22 protein-coding genes, 2 pseudogenes and 1 riboswitch are annotated in these 23,391 nt (G+C 52.0%); all 24 genes and pseudogenes read right to left on the bottom strand.

Going from position 1 to position 23,391, the window contains the following annotated elements; translation table 11 throughout:
* Positions 1-34: 34 nt before the first annotated feature.
* The gene (cbiB, locus tag VV089_RS03705) at positions 35-1,003 is read right to left on the bottom strand and encodes an adenosylcobinamide-phosphate synthase CbiB (protein WP_334335000.1); all 969 of its coding nucleotides are present in this window, start codon (positions 1,001-1,003) and stop codon (positions 35-37) included.
* Positions 945-1,568, bottom strand: a complete 624-nt coding sequence (locus VV089_RS03700; RefSeq protein ID WP_334334999.1) for a histidine phosphatase family protein — start codon at positions 1,566-1,568, stop codon at positions 945-947. Before VV089_RS03700 ends, cbiB begins: the two co-directional genes overlap by 59 nt.
* Positions 1,561-1,947: a bifunctional adenosylcobinamide kinase/adenosylcobinamide-phosphate guanylyltransferase gene (locus VV089_RS03695; RefSeq protein WP_334334998.1), complete on the bottom strand. Its 387-nt coding sequence runs from the start codon at positions 1,945-1,947 to the stop codon at positions 1,561-1,563. The genes VV089_RS03700 and VV089_RS03695 overlap by 8 nt, the downstream gene beginning before the upstream one ends.
* A 266-nt stretch (positions 1,948-2,213) precedes the next feature.
* Positions 2,214-2,975 carry an adenosylcobinamide-GDP ribazoletransferase gene (cobS, locus tag VV089_RS03690; RefSeq protein WP_334334997.1) on the bottom strand — a complete coding sequence of 254 codons (762 nt, stop codon included), beginning with the start codon at positions 2,973-2,975 and terminating at the stop codon, positions 2,214-2,216.
* A gap of 101 nt (positions 2,976-3,076) precedes the next feature.
* A pseudogene (locus VV089_RS03685) lies at positions 3,077-3,463 on the bottom strand (KilA-N domain-containing protein); the annotation flags it as partial.
* A gap of 172 nt (positions 3,464-3,635) precedes the next feature.
* Positions 3,636-3,818 (bottom strand): hypothetical protein, encoded by a 183-nt coding sequence (locus VV089_RS03680; RefSeq protein WP_334334996.1) that lies wholly within the window; start codon positions 3,816-3,818, stop codon positions 3,636-3,638.
* Positions 3,818-4,165 carry a hypothetical protein gene (locus tag VV089_RS03675; protein WP_172541537.1) on the bottom strand — a complete coding sequence of 116 codons (348 nt, stop codon included), beginning with the start codon at positions 4,163-4,165 and terminating at the stop codon, positions 3,818-3,820. The genes VV089_RS03680 and VV089_RS03675 overlap by 1 nt, the downstream gene beginning before the upstream one ends.
* A 152-nt stretch (positions 4,166-4,317) precedes the next feature.
* Entirely contained in the window at positions 4,318-4,500 is a 183-nt protein-coding gene (locus tag VV089_RS03670) for a DUF1016 N-terminal domain-containing protein (RefSeq protein WP_334336202.1), read from the bottom strand.
* A gap of 183 nt (positions 4,501-4,683) precedes the next feature.
* Positions 4,684-4,941 (bottom strand): annotated as a pseudogene (rhuM, locus tag VV089_RS03665) (RhuM family protein); the annotation flags it as partial.
* Between the two features lie 125 nt (positions 4,942-5,066).
* Positions 5,067-5,591: a bifunctional adenosylcobinamide kinase/adenosylcobinamide-phosphate guanylyltransferase gene (locus VV089_RS03660; protein ID WP_172541538.1), complete on the bottom strand. Its 525-nt coding sequence runs from the start codon at positions 5,589-5,591 to the stop codon at positions 5,067-5,069.
* A gap of 69 nt (positions 5,592-5,660) precedes the next feature.
* Positions 5,661-7,031: a cobyrinate a,c-diamide synthase gene (locus VV089_RS03655; protein WP_334334994.1), complete on the bottom strand. Its 1,371-nt coding sequence runs from the start codon at positions 7,029-7,031 to the stop codon at positions 5,661-5,663.
* A 54-nt stretch (positions 7,032-7,085) separates the two neighbouring features.
* A complete protein-coding gene (cobK, locus tag VV089_RS03650) occupies positions 7,086-9,110 on the bottom strand; it encodes a precorrin-6A reductase (RefSeq protein WP_334334993.1) in 2,025 nt (674 codons plus the stop codon).
* Between the two features lie 111 nt (positions 9,111-9,221).
* Complete coding sequence (locus VV089_RS03645; protein WP_334334992.1) at positions 9,222-10,265, bottom strand: cobalt-precorrin 5A hydrolase; 1,044 nt, start codon at positions 10,263-10,265, stop codon at positions 9,222-9,224.
* Positions 10,266-10,272: 7 nt separating this feature from the next.
* Entirely contained in the window at positions 10,273-11,421 is a 1,149-nt protein-coding gene (gene cbiD / locus VV089_RS03640) for a cobalt-precorrin-5B (C(1))-methyltransferase CbiD (RefSeq protein ID WP_334334991.1), read from the bottom strand.
* A 37-nt stretch (positions 11,422-11,458) separates the two neighbouring features.
* Entirely contained in the window at positions 11,459-12,208 is a 750-nt protein-coding gene (gene yaaA, locus VV089_RS03635) for a peroxide stress protein YaaA (protein ID WP_334334990.1), read from the bottom strand.
* A 44-nt stretch (positions 12,209-12,252) separates the two neighbouring features.
* The gene (gene cobT, locus VV089_RS03630) at positions 12,253-13,323 is read right to left on the bottom strand and encodes a nicotinate-nucleotide--dimethylbenzimidazole phosphoribosyltransferase (RefSeq protein ID WP_334334989.1); all 1,071 of its coding nucleotides are present in this window, start codon (positions 13,321-13,323) and stop codon (positions 12,253-12,255) included.
* A gap of 41 nt (positions 13,324-13,364) precedes the next feature.
* Positions 13,365-13,988: a precorrin-8X methylmutase gene (locus VV089_RS03625; RefSeq protein WP_334334988.1), complete on the bottom strand. Its 624-nt coding sequence runs from the start codon at positions 13,986-13,988 to the stop codon at positions 13,365-13,367.
* Positions 13,982-15,493, bottom strand: a complete 1,512-nt coding sequence (locus VV089_RS03620; RefSeq protein ID WP_334334987.1) for a cobyric acid synthase — start codon at positions 15,491-15,493, stop codon at positions 13,982-13,984. Before VV089_RS03620 ends, VV089_RS03625 begins: the two co-directional genes overlap by 7 nt.
* On the bottom strand, positions 15,490-16,629 hold the full coding sequence (gene cobD, locus VV089_RS03615; RefSeq protein WP_334334986.1) for a threonine-phosphate decarboxylase CobD: 1,140 nt from the start codon (positions 16,627-16,629) through the stop codon (positions 15,490-15,492). The genes VV089_RS03620 and cobD overlap by 4 nt, the downstream gene beginning before the upstream one ends.
* A 74-nt stretch (positions 16,630-16,703) precedes the next feature.
* Positions 16,704-19,211 (bottom strand): hydroxymethylbilane synthase, encoded by a 2,508-nt coding sequence (gene hemC, locus VV089_RS03610; protein ID WP_334334985.1) that lies wholly within the window; start codon positions 19,209-19,211, stop codon positions 16,704-16,706.
* Complete coding sequence (cobJ, locus tag VV089_RS03605) at positions 19,208-19,939, bottom strand: precorrin-3B C(17)-methyltransferase (RefSeq protein ID WP_172541160.1); 732 nt, start codon at positions 19,937-19,939, stop codon at positions 19,208-19,210. Before cobJ ends, hemC begins: the two co-directional genes overlap by 4 nt.
* A gap of 63 nt (positions 19,940-20,002) precedes the next feature.
* Entirely contained in the window at positions 20,003-21,193 is a 1,191-nt protein-coding gene (gene hemA, locus VV089_RS03600) for a glutamyl-tRNA reductase (RefSeq protein ID WP_334334984.1), read from the bottom strand.
* Positions 21,194-21,949: a precorrin-4 C(11)-methyltransferase gene (gene cobM / locus VV089_RS03595; RefSeq protein WP_172541162.1), complete on the bottom strand. Its 756-nt coding sequence runs from the start codon at positions 21,947-21,949 to the stop codon at positions 21,194-21,196.
* Positions 21,950-22,140: 191 nt separating this feature from the next.
* Positions 22,141-22,359, bottom strand: a riboswitch (cobalamin riboswitch).
* A gap of 47 nt (positions 22,360-22,406) precedes the next feature.
* Positions 22,407-23,369: an acyltransferase gene (locus VV089_RS03590; RefSeq protein ID WP_334334983.1), complete on the bottom strand. Its 963-nt coding sequence runs from the start codon at positions 23,367-23,369 to the stop codon at positions 22,407-22,409.
* Positions 23,370-23,391 lie beyond the last annotated feature (22 nt).

Here is a 23,391-nt window from a genome sequence, read left to right as displayed (position 1 = left end):
TTAACAATTTTCTTTACTACTGCTGCCGCCTTTCTCACTGCAAAACCTTCCACAGAAGCCAAAGCCCCCAGATTCCTGCCAAAGCCAGGACTGAGGTCCTATACATCAGCCTGTTTACCCGGCGGATATCTTCGTGCTCCACAGAACGCAGCGGATCTCCGATGGAGGGCTTTTCATAGAGCTTTCCGAAATACCAGGCGTTTCCGGCAAGCTGCACCCCAAGGGCTCCTGCTGCTGCTGCCTCTGTGTGGGCGGAATTAGGGCTTGCGTGATTCTTTCTGTCTCTTAGGTAAATTCGGAATGCATGTCCTAGAGACAGCCCCGAAAGAGGGCTTGCAAGGGCCATCAGAAAGCCCGACATCCGGGCGGGAATCCAGTTCACCACATCGTCCAGCTTTGCGGAAAAACGCCCGAAATAGAGATATGTCTCATTTTTATATCCGACCATAGAATCCAGGGTGTTCACAGACTTGTAGAGAAATCCCAGAACCGGCCCTCCAAGAGCCAGAAACAGCATGGGCGCAATAACCCCGTCGGAAGTATTCTCCGCCACCGTCTCCACGGCTGCCTTTGCCACTCCTTCTTCGTCCAGCCTTTCTGTGTCTCTCCCCACAATCATGGAAACAGCCTGGCGCGCCTTCGGCAGATTCTTCTCCTGCAGGGCATCCAGGACACGCATACTCTCCGTTTTCAGAGATTTTGCCGCCAGAAGCTGATAATCCCAGAATACACTTAGGGCAAATGCAAACCAAACATTTATCTTCCACGCCAGGAACAGTAGCAAAAAAGGCAGTACTGAGGATACGAGTATCACAAAGACTGCAAAAAAGGCGCCGGCAGCCAGCTCTCCTTGGGGAGACTTTGGAAATACCCTTCGAAAGATTGTTTCCCCCCGGCTAATCAAAACCCCAATGGCACGCACCGGATGGTACAGCCATCTTGGATCACCGAAGATCCAATCCAGTACAAAGCCTGCTGTCAATGCCAATAGGTTCCACCTCATAAAGCCGAATGCCTCCTTCGTCCCTTTCATCCCACCGGGCCTGGTAGCCCATGCCGTTTTTTACCTGCCAGTCATAAAATGATTTCTTCGGTTCCCCGTAAGCTGCCAGAATACTCATAATCGTTCCTCCGTGAACCACAAGCGCAGCCTTTTTGCAGTCTGCCTGCCGGACAGCCTCCAGAACCTCCAGAAAGCCTTCCAGACATCTCTTTTGAAACTCCTCCCGGCTCTCCCCCTCTGGAAATGCCGTCTGTCCGCCGCTGTCCACCCAGGCCTGGTAATGGGGATTGTCTTTGAGTTCCAGATAATTTTTATTTTCAAATTCCCCAAAGTCACACTCCCGAAGCTTATGGAAGGACTGTACCGGAAGCTCCGGCCAGAGGATCTTTGCTGTCTCCAGGCAGCGCTTCATAGGGCTTGCATAGACGGCTTCCGCCTGGGGATAGGTGTATGACTGCAGAGCCTCCCGTCCTTCCGGGCACAGGCTTTCATCCGTGATTCCGATATAGCGTCCCAGTGTGTTGCCATAGGTTTTTCCATGGCGGATCAGATATAGTTCAATCATGCTTAATCACCATTCCAATTCCACAGACAACCCGATGAACCTCACAGGCTTTTTTTGCCAGCTCACAGCAGATTCTCCCGGTTGTCTCCCGGTAGATCCGATCAAAGGCATCCACGGGAACTACGCCGCTGCCAAGCTCATTGACCACAATCACTGCCTCGGGATTCTGCCGGGCAAGGTCTTCTGCCAGGGTTTTAAGCTCTCTTCCTTCTTCCAGGCTGCGCCGGATATATTCGTGAAAATAAAAGATTCCGCGGGTCTTAAAGATCTCCTCCCAGGAACAGCTTCTGCCGTCTGCCGCCGCAGATTCCTCCAAAGAAAATGTTTTCATTGCATAAGCCTTTTTTCCCTGAAAGGCTCCGCCTGTTATTAGTATCATCTGTTTCTCCTATTCCAGTTCCGTAATATCCCTCAAAGTACACGGAGGTGAAATCAATTTCCAGCCGCAAAAACTTGCGTCTGTAAATCGATTTGTGCACTTTGAGGGATATTACTGTTTCCAGTACCGTAATATCCTTCAAAGTACACGGGTTTGAAATCAATTTCCAGCCGCAAAAACTTGCGTCTGTAAATCGATTTGTGCGCTTTGAGGGATATTACTGTTTCCAGTACCGTAATATCCCTCAAAGTACACGGGTTTGAAACTTAGAATCTCCCGGCCAGATAGACTGCTGCAGCCATGACGAGTTCGCATATCTGTAAAAAGAAGCCGGCCAAATCCCCGGTGATTCCTCCGAACTGTTTCTTTGACATCCGGTAATAATATAGAAAGGTCAGACAGGCCCCGGCCACAGCCGCCGCTCCCAGCTTTCCATCCATGAGGCACATATATACGCCAGAAAGAATCAAGAGCGCAGCCAGGCTGATCTCCACACACCGCTTCTGAGCCGCATCTGCGAACATGGCAACGGTTCCGCTTTTCTTTGCGCTTGGAAATGAGGCCACCGCAAGTCCGCTAAAGGCTCTGGACATTACATAGCCTCCAGCCAGAAGCCGCACTTCTTCCTCCCCAAGCTCGCTCCAGATTCCAAGGCTGGCTGTAAAATAACAGCAGGCCGTTATCACTGCAAAGGCTCCTGCATGGGAATCCTTCAGAATCTCCAGCTTCCGTTCCCTGGTCTGGTAGGAGCTCAAGGCGTCGGCTGTGTCTAAAAGTCCGTCCAGATGGATGCCTCCTGTAATCAATACAGGAATCAGCACGTAACCTGCGGCCCTCAAAAGAGTCCCGGCTTCAAGCCACTGTGCCGCCTGGCTGAAGAGGATGGAAGCTATACCAATTACAACTCCAATCAGGGGAAAGAAGCACATCATATAACGCATGTTATCCTTTTCCCAGTCTGCCTTCGGCATGGGGATCTTTGAGTACATGGCGAATGCAATTTTAAAGCTGTTCCATAATTTTCCCATGGCATTGTTCTCCTATTCCAGTTCCGTAATGTCCCTTTCAATACACTTGTATGAAATCAATTTCCAGTCATATGTACAAATGCACCATTTCCCATAGGATTTTCAGGAGAAATCCAAGCTGCGAAAGACATGGCAATATCACTATGGGCATATGTTCCTCCGTAGCGTCCTGCTTTTGAAACAATACCGATAGCATCTGTTGTTTCTATCCATTTCTTAAGCGACATTGTAAAGGCATTGGCACCTGCCTGCTTTTTAAACCCCTCGAATTCGAGGGGTTTAAAATCTGAATTATGTAGTCTTTCCCAAAGTCCCAGAAATTCTATCACATCCCGATTTCTCATCCAGTTTTGAATAACCGCCGTTGGGTCATCGCTCTTATACCGGGCAATATCCGTCAATGAAATAAATTCATTTTCAAAATCCTGCGTATAAATTCCAATATCTATTCCATTTGCATGAATTGTATCCTTAATTATTTTTCCCATCGCTCCTCCTTTAATAATATCACAAACTTTCTCAAGCATTGTAACTGTTTCTTCTCTTAGATATATTCTGCCAAATAGTCATTTGTTTTCATTTTCCCACATCTCCCGATATGCTTCAATATAAAACTTAATACAGCCAGGATATACATACAAATATCTTCTACACACCCTTTTATATAATTTCAATATTTTTTTCCTCACATGCAAAATCCAGTAGATACTCCAACAAATGCGACAATTCATCTTCTGACACAATTCTGCTGCACACATCTTCAACCAACGGCAAATATAACTCATAGGCTTTTTGATGTATTTCAACTATCTGTTCTGCAATCTGATAAATCCTCTCATCCATTAAATTACCTCAAAATATTTAAGTGCCTCCATTATCGCTTCTACCTTCTCTTTCGGCGGGTGCTTCCTCGGATGTTTTAATTCTTCTACCGCATTAGGAGCATCATACATTGTCAATCCCAAAGACATTTTCACCTCTGCAATATACGCAGTATGTACTTTAAATCCATATTTCTTTTCAACATATTCCTGTATCATTTTATATGTGATTTTCGGTTTGGGCTGGTATTTCTTTGCCCGCTCTGCTATTGCTTCTAAAGGTACTTTCCCTTCACCATCTCCAAACTCCACCGTAACATTAATGACACTATCTGGTGATTTGTGGGACAAAAGTACGATTGTCTCCACATGCGTACCAAATTAGAACATATCCCCACAAAATCACGGAAATATGGGCAATATTTTTACAATACTAAGACCGTTCGTGCAACCCTTTTCCCACAAAATATAAGCTCCATCAATTTTGCACCACCCTGATGCAAAATTTCTTCAGATGGTATTCAACATGCGAACTGCTTCATATAATTAAGATTTCTAACGGAATATCCTTCTCTGCTAGGATAAGTCATTCTCAAATCTTTTGATAATGTTTCAACAAATTTATTACCCCATTGACTGTATTGGAGAAGTACCTTTCCTATGTTCCAAAACAAAATATTGCGTTCAACATTTGCATTTGTCATTACCTGATACTGTGCTTGTGTAATTCGCTCTTTTTTTTCCAAAAACACCAATATATTCATCCATGACTATCTCTGTTCTCTTCGGCATTTTATTCACCTCCATATCCTGTTCCCCTTCTTATCATCCTCCACTACAAGCTTGCTCAATATTTTTATCTTCTCCAACTCTCCAAAACATCATTTATGCCCAGAAACAAGTTGTCCCATAGCACGAAGTTCTTTTTCATCCAGGTAATTTTTCACAACAACAGCCTCTTTCAATGTTGGCTGATTTCCGGCAAATGTTGTAAGGCCCATAAACTCTTTTTTAGCATCTGCTCTTGTGTAAATAACCTCTGCCGCAGTTGTTGCAAAATTTGCAACAACTGATTCTCTCACCAGTTTACCTTCAGAAAAGACATTTTTTATATGCCTTGAAATCGTCGATTTATCTCTTTGGAATCTTTCCTAATCTAACGACGTTACTGCTTTTCACGGACACTTCTGTTTTTCAATCAACATTCTACCCCTATATTACCAGCCACAAGAACATGTGCCTACAAATCGATTGTGCATTTTAAGAGATATTACTCTTTCCAGCATAAAGGAATCCCACACACAATCTCTGTTACCTCGTCCGCCTCTTCTGCCAGCTTCCGGTTAATCCAGCCCAGATACCGCTGATACTGCTCTGTTGTCTTATCGTATCGGATCCCATCAGAAAAGATGTCATTGGTAACTGCAATCAAATGCCTGCTGGCTGACCGGATTTCCTGGATTCCCAAAAGAACCTCCTCCGGGGTATGCTCTCCTGCGCCGCCGGTCTCAAACATTTCGTTTGCCGTCAGGTTGGAAAGACACTCCAAAAGAACGACGCCTTCCTTTGGAAGCTTCAGTTCTTTCAAGTTTACATAACGTTCCACTGTAAGAAACCCTTTCCCGGATCTGAGCTTTTGGTGGCGTTCCACCCGTTTTCTGCCTTCCTCTCCGAAGGGCTTCATTGTGGCTATATAATAGAGGGGAAGCCCTGTTTCATTCGAAAGCCTTACGGCCCGGTTCTCCGCATACTCCGATTTTCCGCTTCCGCTTCCTCCGGTAATCAGCACAAACATGGCGTCACCTCACATTTCCCTAGAACAATCAGCATAAATATGAAGCCTCCTCATATTTCCTCAAAACGATCAGCATAAATATGAGGCCTCCTCACATTTCCTAAGGAAATTCCAGGCTGCTTTGGTGTTGGAATAGAAAAATAAATGGGGAAAGCCGGCATATAAGGTCTCGCTTCCATGCACGCATTTCCAGCTCCGCTTCCGCAAAGGCTTTTTCGCCCTCATACTGCAGCCGCAGTTTCCACTCTCCCAGTAGTGAAATTCATGGCCTCTTATCTCTGCCCCCTTCTCAAACAGCATCTGATCTTCCAGGGCCTCCAGGGTTACATAGCCGAATCTGGTCAGCCTCTCCCTCCGGCCGGCCCCTGCATCCAGAACGCCTGCCATAGGATAGTCCCTGCCGTCCGCTCCTTCCAGACTCTTGTGCAGATAGAGAAAGCCGCCGCATTCTGCAATGCAGGGAAGCCCTCCCCGAACCGCCCTGCAAACGGAAGCCCGCATGGAGGCATTCTCACTCAAAGCTTTTGCGTGAAGCTCTGGATAACCGCCGCTTAAGATAAGCCCCTGGATTCCTTCTGGAAGCTCCCTGTCATGGAGGGGTGAAAAGCGCACCAGACGGGCGCCCATTTCCTCCAGAAGCTGCAGATTGTCCCGATAGGTAAAACAAAACGCCTCGTCCTCCGCCACTGCAAGGGCCACACTTCCGGGATTCTTCAAAACGGGAACCTGGGGCGCTTCATATTCCAGGCTGGGCGCTGCCGCTGCCATAGCCAGAAATGCGTCCAGATCCAGCGTTTCCTCCAGACGCTCTGCCAGCTTTTGAAGCTTCTCCTGGAGGGCTTCGATCTCTCCCGGCAGTACCAGGCCCAGATGGCGGCTTTCCAGGGTCAGCTCCGGAAGTCTCGGCACATACCCCAGAACCTTCAAGGGAAAATGCTCCTCCACCATTCTTTTCAAATCCGGGTACATGCCCTCAGACACCTGGTTTAAAATAATTCCCCGGATATGAGAGGGCTTTTCAAATTCCAGGAAGCCCTGGATCAACGGCAGCAGGGAGACGCTTAAGCCGCGGCAGTTTACAATCAGAACCACCGGAATGTCCAGTGTTCCGGCTACATCCGCCGAGCTTGCCGCTGTGGAAATGCCGGCCAGGCCGTCAAAATAGCCCATGACCCCCTCCACCACGGAAATCTCCGCCTCCTGGGCAGCCTTTCCAAAGAGATAACGGGTGATCTTCTCTTCCGTAAAAAAGGTGTCCAGACTGCCGGAGCGTGTGCCGATAACACGGCTGTGAAACATCGGATCAATATAGTCCGGGCCGCATTTAAAAGAAGCCGTCCGGTATCCTCTGTTTACCAGGGCTTTGAGAATTCCGCAGGTGATCAAAGTCTTTCCGCTTCCGCTGGCCGGAGCGGCCAGCATGATTCTTGGCAGTTTCATCTATGTTTTCTCCTAAATTTCCATTGCTCTAAAGCAGTGCGCATACCGGATTCCTCAGTCTGGAAGCTCCTGCTCCTGCCGGTTCCCACAGGCTGTAAAAATATACACGGGATTCTGGCCTGTCATCAGCTGATACCGGCCCAGAGTCTTTGCCTTTGAAAGCTGCACCTGTACGGTTTCCACATGGGAAAAGGGAAGCTCCTTAAAGCATTGCACTGCCTCGCCCACGGTTTCCAGCGTTACTGCGTTTACTGCCACCCGGACAGCTGGGTTTTTCTTAAGCAGAAGCGTAAGAATCTCCCGCAGATTCCCGGAAGAGCCGCCGATAAATGCATGTGTGGGAGCCGGAAGCTGTTCCAGCGCCTCCGGCGCCGTGCCTTCGATGACCTTCACATTGGAGGTTTGGAACCTTCGGGCATTTTCTCTGATAAGACGGGCAGCCTCCTCTTCCTTTTCAATGGCCCAGACCGTCCCCTCCGGCGCCTGCAGCGCCATTTCCACGCTGACGGATCCCGTTCCGGCGCCGATATCGTAGATCATGGAATTCCGCGCAAGTCCAAGCTTTGCCACAGAAAGGCAGCGGATCTCGCTCTTGGTCATAGGCGCCTTTCCCCTAAGAAATGCCTCGTCGGGAATGCAGGAGACCGCGCCGCCCTTATAACCGGGATTTTCAATAAGAGCCGCACAGAGGCCGTCAAAGGTGATGTTCCTAAGCTCTTTTGGACTTCCTTTTGTGATATGCTCCTCAAAATAGCCGAGCCGCTCTCCCACATAGATCGCCACATGTTCCAGGCCATAGTATAGAAGCTCATCACATAATGCCTGCACATTGTCTTTTCCGCCAAGAAGGGTAAAGGTGCGGAAATTCTCCCGGACAGCCCCTATGAGATTGCTCTTGCGGCCATGAATGCTTACCAGCTTCACATCCTCCCAGCCAATCCGAAGCCTGCTGCACAGATAGGACACAGAGGATATGCCGGGCAGAAGCTCTGTCTTAATGCCCTCCTGCTCAAATAGCGCAAGCAGCCGCTTTGCGTTGCTGTAAAATCCCACATCCCCGGAAAGGGCTATGGCAATCCTTTGGTACTCTGGGTGTTCCTGAAGATAAGCGCGCATCTCATCCGGGTCGTAAGCATCCAGCATAGGCTTTTGCAAAGGGGCGAAGCCTTCAATCATCCGCCTTGCTCCCAGAATGCAGTCGGCCTGCTCAAAGACTGCCCAGGCCTCCTTTGTCATATTTTCCTGGGGCCCCATGCCGATTCCCGCCAAAAATGCACGTCTTTCCTGGAATCTATCTCTCGGATAGCTTTTCAGAGAAAAGCGCTTGCGCAAAAGCGCAATTCCCTCTTCCACGGAACGTCCTTCCTGCTCCGGAGGCCTTCCGATCAGCACCACCTTCGCCCCGGCTTCCCGTGCTGCCAAAAGCTTTTCCCCGAAGCCGCCTTCTTTTCCGGACTCCTTGGTCACAAGCCAGGAAGCGCCGAACTGGCGGAGCATGGCTGTATTCAGTTCCTTGGAAAAGGGGCCCTGCATACAGATAAGGTGCTGTCCCAGGAATCCAAGGCTCTGACAATGCTCTACCACCTCTTTGGATGCGAGAACCCGGGCATAGACCCGTTCCTGGTAATCGGGCAGAGTTGTAAAATGATGAAGCTCCTTGCTTCCAGTGGCCGTCAGAATCCGTCCTGTCGTTCCGGCCAGATAGGCGGCTGCTTCCTCCACGCTTCCTACAGTTATACAGTCCTCTCCTGCCTGTTCTCCCTTTCTATCCTCAGCCCGGATAAGGCGGAGATATTCACAATCTGCCTCTTTGCAGGCTGTCCGTATGTTACGGGATACCTCTGTGGCATAAGGGTGGGTAGCGTCCAATACCAAAGGACGCCCCTCTGCCTCCAAAAGCTGTGCCATTTCTTCCTGGGTCAGACGGCCCTGGCGTACATGAAGATGATCTTCTTCCCTCACCAGATGGCTCCCGTATTCGGTTGCCACGCAGGCAAGAACCTCCAGTCCTTCCCCGGCGAGCCATTCGCTGAGCTGACGCCCCTCTGTTGTTCCTGCAAATACAATTATCTGTTTCATACCCTTTTTTATCCTAGTTCCGCAGTACCCATGAAGTGCATTCCGTACAGAAGTATTTCCGGTCTCAGAAGCATGAGCCCGTAAATCCTTCACGGGTATTGCTGTTTTTGTTTAAAATCTTACCACGTATTCTTCCAGTGCTATTGCAACGGTAACGCCGTTTTCCGCTGTCTTTCTCTGGAGCAGCTTTGTCCGGCCGGAGGCTTTGAGGGCGCTGCGCTCGCATATATTCCCCAGGCCGGTTATCTCTTTTACAAATGCGGATTCCAGAAAGCCCTCCTCACAGGCCGCCCCTTCCAGCTCCTCCCTGCTGTAAGTGAGAAATTCTGCTGTATAAGCCTCGCAGAACTCCAAAAGTCCCGGCTCTTCCTTTTTTAAGTCAATGGAAGCTACCCGTCTGATGCTGTGCATGGAAATCTGGTTCTGGGCCATAACCTTTTTTACCAGGGCTTCTATCTGCTCCTTTGAAGTTCCTTTCTTACATCCAATGCCGAGAACTGTAATCCGAGGCACCAGGTGAAGGGTCATAGGAAACGGATTGCAGCTGTCGTCCAGGGAAATGCTGATTCCCAGCTCCTTGTTCGTTCCAAGAGCCAGCTCTACGGGCACCTGCCCGGACAGCTCAAAATCACTGTAAAGCCCTAGGGGGCGCTTTTCCAGCACCTGGGCGGAAATCCGTTTGGCAAGCTTCAGATTATCCAGATACAGATTCTCTTTCCTGGCAAAGCTGTCTACGGAAAAACGTCCGCCTGCGTCCGTAGCCGTTGTAATCACCGGTATGGAGCCGCAGATGGCGGCAAGCTCCCGGGTCAGCTCATTGGCTCCGCCCAGATGGCCGGACAAAAGAGAAATCAGAAACCTTCCCTGTTCATCCATGCACAGCACCGCAGGATCCGATGCCTTGCTCTCCACAAAAGGAGCAATGGCGCGGACTGCAATTCCGGCGGCCCCGATAAAGAGCAGGGCATCCTGGGACGCAAACTGCCGCTTCGTCCATTCTCTTAAAGGTTCTTCCAGAACGGGAACGCCCCAGGAAGCTGCCTCTCTTCCTTTTGCACAGATCTCGCATGAATTGCCTCTGGAATCCATAACCTTGCGTATCTTTTCCCCATGCCGGCAGCCGGCACGGGTAAATGCAATCATAGCTAATTTCATAATGTTTTTATTCCAGTTCCTTAATATTCCAGTTTTGCAGTATCTCCTCCGCATGGGCCGATCTTCCCAGGATTCCATGCTTCTGGGAAAAGGTAATCACACCGCAGGGAAATGCGCCGCCGGTTCTGTGACTGGCGTAGAATTCCATCCGTTCCATGAGGCGGCTCATCACTCCCTCCAAAAGCCCGGCAGCCTTTAGAAGCTCCACGGCCTCGTCGGTGGTCACACAGGCCATAAGGGTCTTGGCCGTATCCGCTCCGGCTCCCAGTACGGCTGCATGGGAGGTAAGAATCTCCATTCTGGCATCTGCGTTGTGGGAGTGGGTGTTCATGATTCCTCCGGCCAGCTTCACCAGCTTGCCGATATGTCCTGCCACAAGCACACCCCGGAAACCGTATTCTGCCGCAGCGTCAAGGGCTTCCCCCAGAAAATTGCTGTACTTCACGCACTGCTCCAGCAGCTTCGGGTTATATTCTTTCAGAAAATCCAAGCCATAATTGCCGGGGGCCAATACCAGATACCTGTTTCCCCGGGCCTGCTGCATGCGGATCTCCATGCGGATTGTTTCAATGAGCGCAGCCTCGCTCATGGGCTCCACAATTCCGCTTGTGCCAAGAACCGAGATGCCGTCCTCAATCCCCAGCCTGGGGTTAAAGGTTTTCTTGGCAAGGTCCCGGCCTTCGGGAATCGAGATGATTACGGAAATCCCTCCCTCATATCCAAAACAGCTGCATATTTCCTCCACGCCCTCCCGTATCATAGCCCGGGGAACCCTGTTGATGGCAGCGCTTCCCACGGGCTGCTCAAGCCCTTCCCTGGTTACCCGGCCTACGCCCTCGCCCCCGTCAATGCGGATCCCCTCCTCTGGTGTCTTATGCACCGCAGCATATATTTTGAGGCCGTCGGTTACATCCGGGTCGTCTCCCGCATCCTTTTTTACAGCACAGGAAACCGTGTCTTGGGAAAATGGAATCTTTATATCCAGAACTTCCAGATTCAGAAGAATGCCCTTTGGCGTCATCAGTTCTATATTATGCACCGGCTTCCCTGTAAAGAGCATCTGCGCCGCCGCCTTTGCCGCTGCGGCTGCACAGGAACCGGTCGTATAGCCCAGGCGCATTTTTTGATTGTTTTTGTAAATGTATTGATCTAACATCTGCTTCTTATCTTTCCGAGCCTGTCTTCCCTGTTGTCTAAGCTCCTGTTTTCAAAAACACATACTCACCGGGCCCGGATCTGTCCGCACAGTAAGAAAACCCAAGCCCCTCAAACTTCCGGACGTCCTCCGGCTCTTCTATCTGCTGCATGGAAAGCCACCGTACCATCTCGCCCCGGGCCATCTTGGCTTCCGTCCCCTTCACCTTGACCTTCCCCTCCTGCAGGCTTCCAAACACACAGGTCACATACCGGATCTCTCGCTTAAGATAAGGCTCTATGGCTTTGGAATACTCCTTTGAAGCCAGATTCAGAACCACCTGTTCCTCCCTTACCAGCTCCTTATAAAGCCTGTCTCCCCAGAAGGCATAGAGATCCTTCGCTTCCCCCACGGAAAGCCGCGCCTGCATCTCCAGCCGGTAGGGCGTTATCCCCTGCTTTGGACGCAGCATCCCGTAAAATCCGCTTAAGATCCACAAATGCTTCCTCACATACTCCCACTGATCCACCGTAAATACCTGCGGCGCCATATACTGGTACTGAAGCCCCACATAGGAAAGCAATGCAGGCGTCCTTCCCTTTTCCAGATCCATACAGGCGTACCTTAGATAGTTTTCCTCTGTAATCTTCTCATTGGTGCGAAACAGTTCCCGGAGCGCTCCCCTGTCAAAAGTCTTCAGGCGGCTTAAGAGCTTCTTTGTCTCCTCCAAAAAGAAAGGCTGTCCCTCTGCTTCTATGGAATCCGTATCCACACGCATCTGCTTTGCCGGTGAAATGATAATCTGCATTCACTCGCTCCTTACTTCAAAAATACCGTTCCTCCAAAAAGGCCCTATTTCAAATGCTCATAAGCCTCCACCTTCGCATCGTTCCAGCCGGGAAGGCCCTCGTACAGGGCAAAGGCATACTGATACAAGCTGTAGGCCGTCACTGCCCCGGTGCCTTCTCCCAGATGCATACCGGCCTGGATCGGGGCCTCCATTCCCAGAGCTTCTAAAAGAAGCCGTCCCGCCGGCTCCGCAGAGCAGTGGGTGGGCACCATATACGCCTTGCATTCTGGAGCCAGAAGGGCCGCGCAGTAAGCCGCCACCGACGAAATAAATCCGTCAATCAACGCCGGAACCCGGCAGACGGCCGCCCCGATATAGCAGCCAATCATCCCTGCAATATCCAGGCTCCCCACCTTGCCAAGCACATCCAGAACATCCTCCTTATCCGGCTGATTCACTTCAATGGCCCTCTTAATCACCTGAATCTTCCGTTCCAGCCCTTCACTGGAAAGTCCCGCTCCCCGTCCCGTCATCATTTCCACTTCCCGGGACAAAAGAACCGAAGCCATGGCCGAGCTTGGGGTAGTATTCCCGATTCCCATCTCCCCGGTAATCACCATCCGGAATCCCTTCTCATAAAGCTCCTTCACAACCTCAATCCCTGTCACAATGGCCTGAACCGCCTCTTCCCGGGTCATAGCCGGCCCCTTGGCGATATTTTCCGTCCCATAGCGCACGACCCGGTTCCAGATCCGCGGATGTTTTCCGTCTACCAGCATCCCGATATTCACGGGAATAATCTCAATCCCCTGTGTCCGCGCCATGATGCAGACGGAAGAAATCCGTTCTCCCATATTCTCCAGAACCTGGGCCGTCACCTCGCTCCCGGTCTGGCTGACCCCTTCCGCCACAACTCCGTTATCCGCCCCCATAATCACGACCACAGGCTTAAGCTCCTTTGGATGGGCCGTCCCGTAAATCCCGGCAAGCTGAACTACCATCTCTTCCAGCTTTCCCATCCCCCGTAAAGGCTTGCACAAAGAATCCCAGCGCCCCCAGGCTTCTTCCACAGCCCTCTCATCCAAAGGCCGGATCTCCTCTATATACTTTTGAAGCGTCTCAAACAATTCCATCACACCAACCTCCTGATCTCCTGAAAGCTCTCGCAGCGTTGTCATTGATACAACAGCGCATTGCAGACAGCCGCCGCAATATTGCTCCCCCCTTTACGCCCCTTGGGGACAATAAAAGGCACTCCGGCTGTCATAATCAATTCCTTGGCTTCCACCACATTCACAAACCCCACCGGCGCCCCTACAATCAGCACCGGCTGAATCTCCCCGGCCTGAATGAGCTCGTAAAGCCGAATCAGGGCCGTAGGCGCATTTCCCACCGCAATCACCAGATTTTCCCGAAGAGCCGCCGCCCGTTCCATGCAGACAGCCGCCCGGGTGCAGCCCCGCTCCCTGGCCTCCTCTGCCACATCCGGCGCGTCCATAAAGCAGTGAACCTCTCCCCCATACTCTGCAAGCCGCCTCTTGTTGATCCCCGAAGCAGCCATCCTTGTATCCGTCACAATGGACACGCCCTTCTTAAGAGCCTCCACCGCCAGAGCGGCCGCTCCCTCGGAAAAGCAAAGATTATCCGCATAGTCAAAATCCGCCGATGTATGGATACACCGCTTTACAACGGAAAATTCCGGCTCGGGCCAGGTTCTTCCCTTCAGCTCCTTTGTGATCATCTCCATACTCCGGGCTTCAATCATTTCCGGCTTAACAAATTGTATTTTCTCTAACATGTAATTCCTGCCTCCAGTATCTCATAAATTTTGTCCATATCCAAGGAACTGCGCACCAAATCCGCCAGCTTATCATACTCCTGCTGCTTATGTGCCTCCGGATCAAAATGCCAGCTTCCCGGGTCAAGACCTTTTTTCCGCATCAGCCGTACAGCCGCCAGGGCCGCCAGATCCCCGAAATCAAAGATTCCATGAAGATATGTGCCGAACACCGTACCCCTCTCATTGCAAAGGCCGTCCACGCGTCCGTCCTCCAGACGGATGGTTTCCCGGCAGCCTCCCAGGCTGGTTGTCCTGCCCATGTGGATCTCATAGCCCCGAACCTCCTTCCCCTCAGCGCTGTCTGCTCCGTCCCGATCCCAGATAACACGGCCGGACACCTGGGTACGTGTTTTATCCGGCAGAAAAACCGTCCGGGCATTCAAAAGCCCCATGCCGCGCATAGAACCGCCCTGCTCCACTCCTTTTGGATCCTCAAGCTGTTCCCCCAGCATCTGATAACCGCCGCAGATGCCCACAATAGGCGTATGCTGCCCAGCCTGGCGCAGTATGGCCGCTTCCAGACCGGATTCCCTAAGCCAGCGCAGATCGCCCATGGTATTTTTCGTTCCCGGCAGGAAGATGAGATCCGGCTGTCCAAGATCCTTTGCCTGCTTCACGTACCGGAGGGAAATGCCCTCCATTCCTTCAAAGACATTGAAATCCGTAAAATTGGAAATGTGGGGCAGATGAATGACTGCCATGTCTACGGCCCCTTGTGCCTCCCTGCGGCTCAGCCGTTCGGACAGGCTGTCCTCGTCGTCCAGATCAAGAGGAGTCATGGGAACCACGCCGACTACGGGGATTCCTGTCTTTTCTTCAATCATCCTCAGACCAGGACGCAGGATTTCTACATCTCCCCGGAATTTATTGACAATAAGGCCCTTGATGCGCCGCTGCTCCTCTTCTTCTAAGAGCTTTACGGTGCCGTAAAGGGAAGCGAAGACGCCGCCCCGGTCGATGTCTCCGGCCAGGAGCACAGGAGCCTTGGCCAGCTTTGCCATTCCCATGTTTACGATATCATTGTCCTTCAGATTGATTTCTGCCGGGCTTCCGGCGCCCTCGATCACGATGATATCGTATTCCCCGGAAAGCTTCTGAAAGGCCTTTTCTACCTGGGGGATAAGCTGGGGCTTGTAGGCGTAGTAGTCCGCGGCGCTCATATTTCCCAGGACTTCGCCGTTTACAATGACCTGGCTGCCGGTATGGCTGGTTGGCTTTAGAAGGATGGGATTCATCTCCACCGCCGGCTCGATTCCGGCGGCCTCGGCCTGCATAACCTGGGCGCGTCCCATTTCCAGGCCGGATTTTGTGATGTAGGAGTTCAGGGCCATGTTCTGGGATTTGAAGGGAGCTGCCCGGTAGCCGTCCTGCCGGAAAATGCGGCAGAGCGCAGCAGTGAGAAAGCTTTTGCCGGCGTTGGAGGTGGTGCCTTGGATCATAATGGTTTTTGCGGTGTGGGTCATTTTCTGCTCCTTTGTGAAGACTGTGGTTTTGTATGCGGCGCTCTGCCGGCTGTGAGGATTTCGTCTACTGCCTGCAGGAAGCGGCTGTTTTCTTCGGGGGTGCGCACGGCTGCCCGGTAGTCCTCCTTTGTGAGGCCATGGTAATTTTGGCAGCGTCGGATCAGGATTCCCATTTCCAGGAGTTTTTCATAGAGTTCTGGCTCGCCCGGGACTCGGAAGCACAGGTAATTGGCTTTTCCGGGCCATACGGTGCAGCCCAGCTTTATCAAAGCAGTCTGCAAGCGCTCCCGCTCTTTTTCTACGAAAGCAAGGGTGCGCTGGCGAAAATCCCTTTCCCCAAGGGCGGCTATCCCAGCCTGCTGGGCCGGTTCGGATACAGACCAGGGCTGGCCAGCCTGCCGGATGCGTTCCAGCAGCTCCTGGTTCTTCGACAGGAGGTAGCCTAAGCGCAGACCGGGCATAGCGTAGAGCTTGGTAAAGGATTTGAGAATCAGCAGGCCGGGGTAGTCTGCAAGCATTCCCGTCAAGGTGTAAGCTTCTTTTTCTCTTACAAAGTCCAGGAAGCACTCGTCGATGCAGACGCAGATCTCCAGGGCTTTTGCTTTTTCCAGTATCTCCAGAAGGAGCAGCCGGCCGGTCAGCAGTCCCGTGGGATTGTTGGGGTTGCAGATAAAAAGCAGATCCAGGTCTTCTGTGACGGCCTGCAGGTATGCCCTGTCAAGCTCCATGGAGGCCGGAAGCCTGTAGCGGCGAACCTGGGCCCCCGCCTGCTGCAGGGCCTCTTCATATTCGGCAAAGGCCGGAGCCGTTACCAGGGCCTGCTTTGGCCTTAGGGCGTATGCCAGACGGTAGATGAGATCGGCGCCTCCGTTTCCGCAGAGAATGCTTTCTGCCTCTACGCCTTCTTTTTCCGCCAGCTCTGCCCGTAAGCGGCGGCAGAGGGGATCCGGATAATGGAGGGAAGCCGTAAGTCCGGTGAGAATTGCTTCTTTTATGCTCTCTGGCATCCCTAGAGGATTGATGTTTGCAGAAAAGTCCAGGAGCTCTTCCTGGGAAAAATGGGTCTCCAGGGATGCTCCGTAGCGGTCGCCTCCGTGTATGGGTTGTTGTGATCCTGTCTGCTGTGCCGGTTTCATGTTTGTCTCCTAATGTCTCAAGCCAATGGGCTTGCAGATTTCTTTGCGCTTTCCCTTCCCACAAGGGCTGCTGCTTATGTCAACTGCTTTTCCCTCAAAAGGACGTCACGGATTCCCTCTGCCGTATAGTCTACGGCGCTCCTGCGTACCTGTAAGCCTGCCTTCCGGGCCTCGCGCTCTGTCACCGGGCCGATGCAGATAACCTTTGCCTTAAGGCCGCTCAAATCTCCCGCCATGCTGACAAAGGCTTTTACGGCCGACGCGCTGGCAAATGTAATGTAGTCGACGCTTGGAAGCATCCGTTTCAATTCCTCTTCCTTTCTCCGGTCGGTTTCTGTGGTGTACAGAGGAATGGACTGATAGGGGATCTCTGCCTGCTCCAAGGCCTCCGTAAGCTCCCTGGACGCCTCCTTTGCGCGCAGGAGCAGCACCCGGTCTTTGCCTGTCAGGCCTGGAATCCACTCTGCGGCCAGATCCTTACTGGAATAACGGGACGGCACGAAGTCCGGATAGATGCCTTTTGCCTCCAGGGCCTCTTTCGTTCCGCTTCCGATGACGGCGAAGCGGATTCCTGCCAGGCTTCGGATGTCCTTGCGGTTTTCCTTTAGTTCTTCAAAGAAAAAGTCTACGCCGCTGCTGCTTGTGAACACAAGCCAGGTACTGCCCTTGGCATGGAGGCCGGGCTCACCTTCTTTGGCAGAAGCTGTCTTTTCCGCTGTCTGTCCGCCTCCCAGCTCCTTTACTGCCTTGGTAAGAGCCTGGGAATGAAGCCGCTTTGTGCGGATAAGGCTGAAGGAAACGGCTTCTGCCCCTTCGGCTTTTAAGACCTCCTGCTGCTTCCTGCACATGCTTTTTGTCCCCGTCAGCAGGACGCGGATGCCAAAGAGCGGTTTTCGGCCGAACCAGTCCAGCTCTTCCTTCATGGATATGACTTCTCCGACTAGGATAATCGCCGGGGTCTTGATTCCGGCCTTTTTCACTTCTTCCTCAATGGTTGCCAGGGTTCCCACTGCAGTGCGCTGACGGGCAGTGGTTCCCTCCTGGATCACGGCTGCGGGGGTCTTCGGATCTTTTCCTCCGGCGATCAGCTCTTTTGTGATACGAGGCAGGTTTCCGAGTCCCATGAGAAATGCAAGGGTTCCCTCTTCCTGGGCCAGAAGCTTATAATTCAGCGCAAGCCCCTCCTTGGTGTTGCTCTCGTGGCCTGTGATGATGTGGAAGGAGGAGGCAAAGTCACGGTGGGTTACGGGAATGCCCGCATAGGCTGCTGCCGCATAGGAGGAAGATACGCCGGAGACGATCTCGAATTCAATTCCGGCTTTTCGAAGCTCCAGGGCTTCCTCTCCGCCCCGTCCGAAGATAAAAGGATCTCCGCCCTTTAAGCGTGCGGTATCTTTTCCCTCCAAAGCCTTTTTTATCAGAAGCTCATTGGTCTCTTCCTGCCTTAAATGGTGGTTGGAGGCGCGTTTTCCTGCGTAAATAAGCTCTGCGTCCGGACGGGCTTCATTTAACAGGGAGGCAGATACCAGGTTGTCATAGACGATGACATCGGCTGTCCGCAGGCATTGAAGGCATTTTTCCGTAAGAAGGGCCGGATCGCCGGGGCCGGCTCCCAGAAGCCAGACCTTGCCCTGCTTTACCCGGGCGGCCATTTCCGCCCCCAGCTGCCTCATTTGTTCCGGCGCAGGAAGCTTTGAGCCGTCCTGGGACTTTCTTTCTTCTGCCTTGGAAAGCTCTGCCTGGCTCTCTTCGATAGATTTCCGGCAGGAAGCGTACTTTAGATGCTTTCCGTCCCCGGCGAACATCACCTTCATCCCTATCTCCCCGGCCGTAAAGCTGCACAGACCGGCAGCCGGCGCATTGCAGCTTCCTCCGATTCCTGCGAGAAAGCTGCGCTCCGCCTCCAGGGCCAGAGCCGCCTCCTGGCAGTGAATGGCGGAAAGCACCTCTGTCAGACGGCCCTCTTTTGCCTCCACGGCCAGAATCCCCTGGCCTGCCGCCGGAAGAAAGGTATCGGGATCTAAGTATTCCAGATGCAGATCCGGCTCCTTTAGAAGTCCGAGGCGTTCCAGGCCCGCCGCCGCCAGCAGGATCCCGTCATACTGGCCCTTGCGCAGCTTTCGAAGCCGGGTTTCCACATTTCCCCGAAGGAGGGCGATGCGTACCAGCGGATTTATGGCCTTGATCTGAAGCTCACGGCGCTGGGAGCTGGTTCCCACTATGCTTCCGGCCGGCAGATCCGCAGCTTTCACGCCGCTTGTTGTGACGAATACATCTCTTACATCGGCCCGCTCAAGGACGGCCCCAATCTCCAGCCCCTGTGGGAATTCCATGGGCATATCCTTGGCGCTGTGCACGGCCAGATCGATTTCGCCCAAAAGCAATGCCTCCTCAAGCTCTCTGGTAAACACGCCTTTTCCTCCAAAAGAGGTCAGGGAGCGATCCAGCTGTTCGTCGCCCTTGGTTGACAGCTTGAAAACCTCCACCTCTGCTTCCGGAAATGCCTGCTCTATCTTTTCTTTTACAAGCTCTGTCTGTATCAAGGCAAGACGGCTTTTTCTCGTTCCTATGCGAATCTTCATACGGAATACCCCCTGGGCGTGATCATCCGTCCCTTGCTCACATACGTCTGGGAATTTCCGATAATCACTACGCTGAACATATCGATCTCTGCATCCTTTAGATGCTCTAATGTGGTGATCTGGCTGCTCTCGTCCTTGCGCCCCGCATTGCGCACGATTCCCGCCGGCGTCCCGGGCTTGCGGTATCGGAGCAGGATATCGGCTGCCTGCTCGACGTAGGAAGTGCGCTTTTTGCTCTTGGGATTGTAAAGGCATACAATCAAATCTCCCTGGCCCGCACAGTCTACGCGTTTCCAGATGAGATCGAGAGGCGTCATCAGATCGCTTAGGCTGATGACTGCGAAATCATGCATTAAAGGGGCGCCCAGTACGGAAGCCGCCGCGCTTGCCGCCGTCACGCCGGGGACGGTTTCTATCTCTATGTCCGCTCCCATTTCCTCCGCTATCTGATAGATGATTCCGGCCATCCCGTATATGCCGCTGTCTCCGGAGCTGACCATGGCTACCACCTGGTCTTTCTGCGCCTCCTCCACGGCCATGCGGCAGCGTTTTACCTCCTGCATCATGGGGGTGGACAGGTACTTCTTATCCGGGAAGTACTCCTTTAATAGATTGATGTAGGTGGTGTAGCCTGTTACTACATCTGCCTCTTCTATCACTTGAATGCATTTGGCTGTCATATGCTCCCGTCCTCCGGGGCCAAAGCCTGCTACGTATAATTTTCCCATTTTTCGTTCTCCTATATTAAGTTCCGCATATTCCCATCCTGTACCAAAGACGGAGTATGCTGTTTAAACTTCTTCCCCCAGGCACCGGAAAATGGCTTCCAGTTCATCGGGGGACGCCTGCTCCCGCAGGCGGTAGAACAGTTTGTCAATGGCTTTGGAAAAGCCCTTTTTCTCCGCCTCTGCAAGCATCCATTCCTTCGTCTTTTCTATCTGGGGCATGGACTGCTGGAAAATCATCCAGCACATAAATTCTTCCTCATATTCCTTCAAAATCTCTCCCGCCTCCCTGGCCGCCTGCTTCTTAGCCTGGTTGTTCGCCTTTGCAAGGGCTTCCATATCATCCATATTGTATAGGAAGGTTCTCGGAATCTCCGTCACGGCTTCCTCAATATCCACCGGCACCGCCAGATCTACGAATACCCTGGGCTTTTCTGTATGTATCCGCTCCCGGATCTTATGGTAAGTCAATGTATAATGGGGACTTGAGGTGGCGCTTATAACCACGTCCATCTCATCCACATAGGAATACCGATCCTTGTAATCGATCACCTGACTGCTCTCACTTTTCAAATGGGCATCGTGGCTCAAGGTGATATTTCGAATCGTACTGTAGATGTGCAGTCCCTTCATACTGCAGAGATTCTTCAGCACAATCCCGCCGATCTCCCCGGTTCCCCCAATCACCATAACCTTCTTTCCCCCAAGGCCTCCCAGGGCTTCCTCCGCAGCTTTGACGGCAAGGGTGGCTGTGGAAACAGAGGTTTTGGAAAGCTCCGTATCCGTTTTGATGCGTTTTGCGCAGGTTACGGCGTAGCGGAACAGGGTATTCAGATATTTTCCTGTGGTGCCGGCCTCCCTGGCCTGGCCGTGGGCCTTCTTCACCTGGCCCAGAATCTGATCCTCTCCCACCACCATTGAATCCAGTCCGGCCGCCACCAAAAAGAGATGGCGCACTGCCTTCTCCCCCTGGTAAAACCGCAGATAATCGGTAATGTGATCTACCTTAAGGGCGCCTGCCTTCTCAAGGACAACCCTCTGGATCCTGGAAAACAGCTTCTGCCGCTGTTCCTCCCTCGTATAATAAGTATAAATCTCCGTCCGGTTGCAGGTGGAGATCACCACGCTTTCCGCCGCTTTAGCTTCAGAGCGCAAAGCCCCGAGAAGCTCCGTCTGCTGCTCCTGTGTAAAAGCGAATAATTCCCGTATGGCAAGGGGAGCCGTCTTATGGCTGATACTTAAAAGCTGAATCCCCATCTATGGCTCCACTCCTTTTCTGAATTCGTGGGTAAAGGTTTTATCATAAAGCTTAGACAGCTCATAATCATCCCCCAGAAAATCACCCACTACCGTCAGCGCCGTCTTTCGTATGCCGGCCTCCTTCACCTTTTCCGCCAGATCCGTAAGGGTGCCCCGGACGATCTTTTCATCCTCCCAGGTGGCCTTGTATACTACCGCTGCCGGGGTGTCCGCCCTGTACGCCTGCCGCAGCACAGCGCAGAGCTCCTCCAGCATTCCTACACTTAAAAAAATAACCATGGTAGCCTGGTGTCTTGCCAGATCTAAAAGCTTCTCTCCCTCCGGCATGGGGGTGCGCCCTTCCATCCGGGTAAGTATAACAGTCTGGCTGACGCCGGGCAGGGTGTACTCTTTTTTCAAGGCTGCGGCTGCGGCCAGAAAAGAGCTGACGCCGGGAATCACCTCATAAGAAATCCCCATTTTATCCAAAGCGTCCATCTGCTCCCTGTGGGCCCCGTAAACAGCCGGATCCCCGGTATGCACCCGGACTACCTTTTTCCCGGCTGCCTCCCCTTCCTGCATCACAGCCAGAACCTCCTCCAAGGTCATGCCCGCGCTGTTGTAAATACATGCATCCTTCTTTGCATCCGCCAGCACCTTAGGGTTCACCAAAGACCCTGCATAGATAATAATATCCGCACTGTCTATCAGCCGCTTTCCCTTAATAGTCAGAAGCTCCGGATCCCCCGGCCCCGCTCCAATAAACGATACCATAGCTCTACCTCTTTCTCTTGTATTTTCTTAACTCCGCCGCTTCCAAAACTGCTGTCTTATATTGCAGCAGCCCACACACACTATAAAAAAGAGCCCGCGGCATAAACGGGCCCTGTCTGTCTCTTTCTTTCCTCGAACAGCTTTTACCGGAAGCCCATTCAATCCCTGGAGGCCGCCTGTCTATATTGCAGCAGCCCCGCTGGCAGAAAGCAGGTTTCCTGACTTATAGTTCTCCGCCTTCGCCCTGCCTTCTCACGCTTTGCACGCAATGGCTTTCTGAAGCATCTGCTCCCGGACTCGGCTCCCTAATTACAGTGACCGGATCGCTTGGGATTCTAACCCAATTCCCTTTTCTGCGTCTGCGGATGCTGTGGTTCCCTTCGTGAACCGCAATCTGCGGACGCACACTTTCTGCTGTACTTTATTCATTTTTCTGTAATAACATCTGTTTTATAGTTTAACATATGGGGGGGAATTCGTCAAATAAGAAAGCTTTCATTTCTGCCTCCTGTGACAAACATGCATCCAAGGATTCGTGATTAAAATAATCCGTATCGTCCCTGCTCCAGCATACCCCCGTCCGAATCACTCTTGCAGGGCAGCCGGCTATTACCAGATTCCCGCCAAACTGACCAGAGGTAACTGCCCCAGCCCCTATAACAGAGCCTGCTCCGATCCTTGCCCCTGCCAGAATAATGGCTCTATAGCCGATCCATACATGATCGCCAATGATAACATCTGCAGGATGATTGATTCTCTTCTTCGTTTCCAAATCAAACATATGATGCCCGTCATGGTTCCGTATCTGCACCATTGTAGAAATCAGACTGTCCTTTCCTATCATCACTTTTGCTCCGGACACTGCAATATATGCTTCCATAATCTCTGCCCTGTCCCCGATCACGCACACACCGCCGTTCCCAAAACCAACCGTCAGACTGCCGGCTGTAACATGACTGCCGATTACCATCCTGTTATCTCTTCCACGAAAAATAATGGAAACCGTATCCGGAACTGTCGAATCAAACTCAACCCTGTTTCCCCAAAAATCCTCGTAATATCCCTTATTCTCCATTTTCTTAAGCATCTTGCCTGTGATATTTACCTGTCTTCCGATTATCTCATCAACATGAACAACCGTTGCTCCGGGAATATGCGCCATGTCGCTTCTTATAGATTCATTGGTCCATGGTGCCCCCCCCGATATGATCACAAGGCTGTTTTCCAGCTTATACAAGTTCTCCCGGCTGATAACCGGTATTCCATCAAAGCTCTCCGGTGCATCCGTATCCCATTTTCTGTCGCACAGATAGTCCGGCTTTATTTGAGCAAACAGCTCTGGTTTTATGGTTTTATAATATTGTCCGATTCCATATATAATAACAGACCGGAACATCTTCTTGTCTATCTTCCTTTCCATATGTATACCGTCCTTTCATGGC

Source organism: Candidatus Merdisoma sp. JLR.KK011 (assembly GCF_036941125.1).
Lineage (GTDB): Bacteria > Bacillota > Clostridia > Lachnospirales > Lachnospiraceae > Laedolimicola.
Note: the sequence above shows the minus strand (reverse complement) of the source record. Positions and strands in the feature narration are given on the sequence as shown.

Bases quoted from the DNA above. Each gene is read 5' to 3' on its own strand.
- VV089_RS03590 (WP_334334983.1), bottom strand. From the start codon at position 23,369: ATGGAAAGGAAGATAGACAAGAAGATGTTCCGGTCTGTTATTATATAT.
- VV089_RS03655 (WP_334334994.1), bottom strand. From the start codon at position 7,031: ATGAAACTGCCAAGAATCATGCTGGCCGCTCCGGCCAGCGGAAGCGGA.
- cobT (WP_334334989.1), bottom strand. From the start codon at position 13,323: ATGGAATTGTTTGAGACGCTTCAAAAGTATATAGAGGAGATCCGGCCT.
- VV089_RS03700 (WP_334334999.1), bottom strand. From the start codon at position 1,568: ATGATTGAACTATATCTGATCCGCCATGGAAAAACCTATGGCAACACA.
- cbiB (WP_334335000.1), bottom strand. From the start codon at position 1,003: ATGAGGTGGAACCTATTGGCATTGACAGCAGGCTTTGTACTGGATTGG.
- cobS (WP_334334997.1), bottom strand. From the start codon at position 2,975: ATGGGAAAATTATGGAACAGCTTTAAAATTGCATTCGCCATGTACTCA.
- VV089_RS03695 (WP_334334998.1), bottom strand. From the start codon at position 1,947: ATGATACTAATAACAGGCGGAGCCTTTCAGGGAAAAAAGGCTTATGCA.
- cobM (WP_172541162.1), bottom strand. From the start codon at position 21,949: ATGGTATCGTTTATTGGAGCGGGGCCGGGGGATCCGGAGCTTCTGACT.
- yaaA (WP_334334990.1), bottom strand. From the start codon at position 12,208: ATGCAGATTATCATTTCACCGGCAAAGCAGATGCGTGTGGATACGGAT.
- VV089_RS03625 (WP_334334988.1), bottom strand. From the start codon at position 13,988: ATGTTAGAGAAAATACAATTTGTTAAGCCGGAAATGATTGAAGCCCGG.
- hemC (WP_334334985.1), bottom strand. From the start codon at position 19,211: ATGAAGATTCGCATAGGAACGAGAAAAAGCCGTCTTGCCTTGATACAG.
- cobD (WP_334334986.1), bottom strand. From the start codon at position 16,629: ATGAAACCGGCACAGCAGACAGGATCACAACAACCCATACACGGAGGC.
- VV089_RS03645 (WP_334334992.1), bottom strand. From the start codon at position 10,265: ATGAAATTAGCTATGATTGCATTTACCCGTGCCGGCTGCCGGCATGGG.
- cobJ (WP_172541160.1), bottom strand. From the start codon at position 19,939: ATGGGAAAATTATACGTAGCAGGCTTTGGCCCCGGAGGACGGGAGCAT.
- VV089_RS03620 (WP_334334987.1), bottom strand. From the start codon at position 15,493: ATGACCCACACCGCAAAAACCATTATGATCCAAGGCACCACCTCCAAC.
- hemA (WP_334334984.1), bottom strand. From the start codon at position 21,193: ATGGGGATTCAGCTTTTAAGTATCAGCCATAAGACGGCTCCCCTTGCC.
- cbiD (WP_334334991.1), bottom strand. From the start codon at position 11,421: ATGTTAGATCAATACATTTACAAAAACAATCAAAAAATGCGCCTGGGC.
- VV089_RS03670 (WP_334336202.1), bottom strand. From the start codon at position 4,500: ATGACAAATGCAAATGTTGAACGCAATATTTTGTTTTGGAACATAGGA.
- VV089_RS03680 (WP_334334996.1), bottom strand. From the start codon at position 3,818: ATGGATGAGAGGATTTATCAGATTGCAGAACAGATAGTTGAAATACAT.
- cobK (WP_334334993.1), bottom strand. From the start codon at position 9,110: ATGAAACAGATAATTGTATTTGCAGGAACAACAGAGGGGCGTCAGCTC.
- VV089_RS03660 (WP_172541538.1), bottom strand. From the start codon at position 5,591: ATGTTTGTGCTGATTACCGGAGGAAGCGGAAGCGGAAAATCGGAGTAT.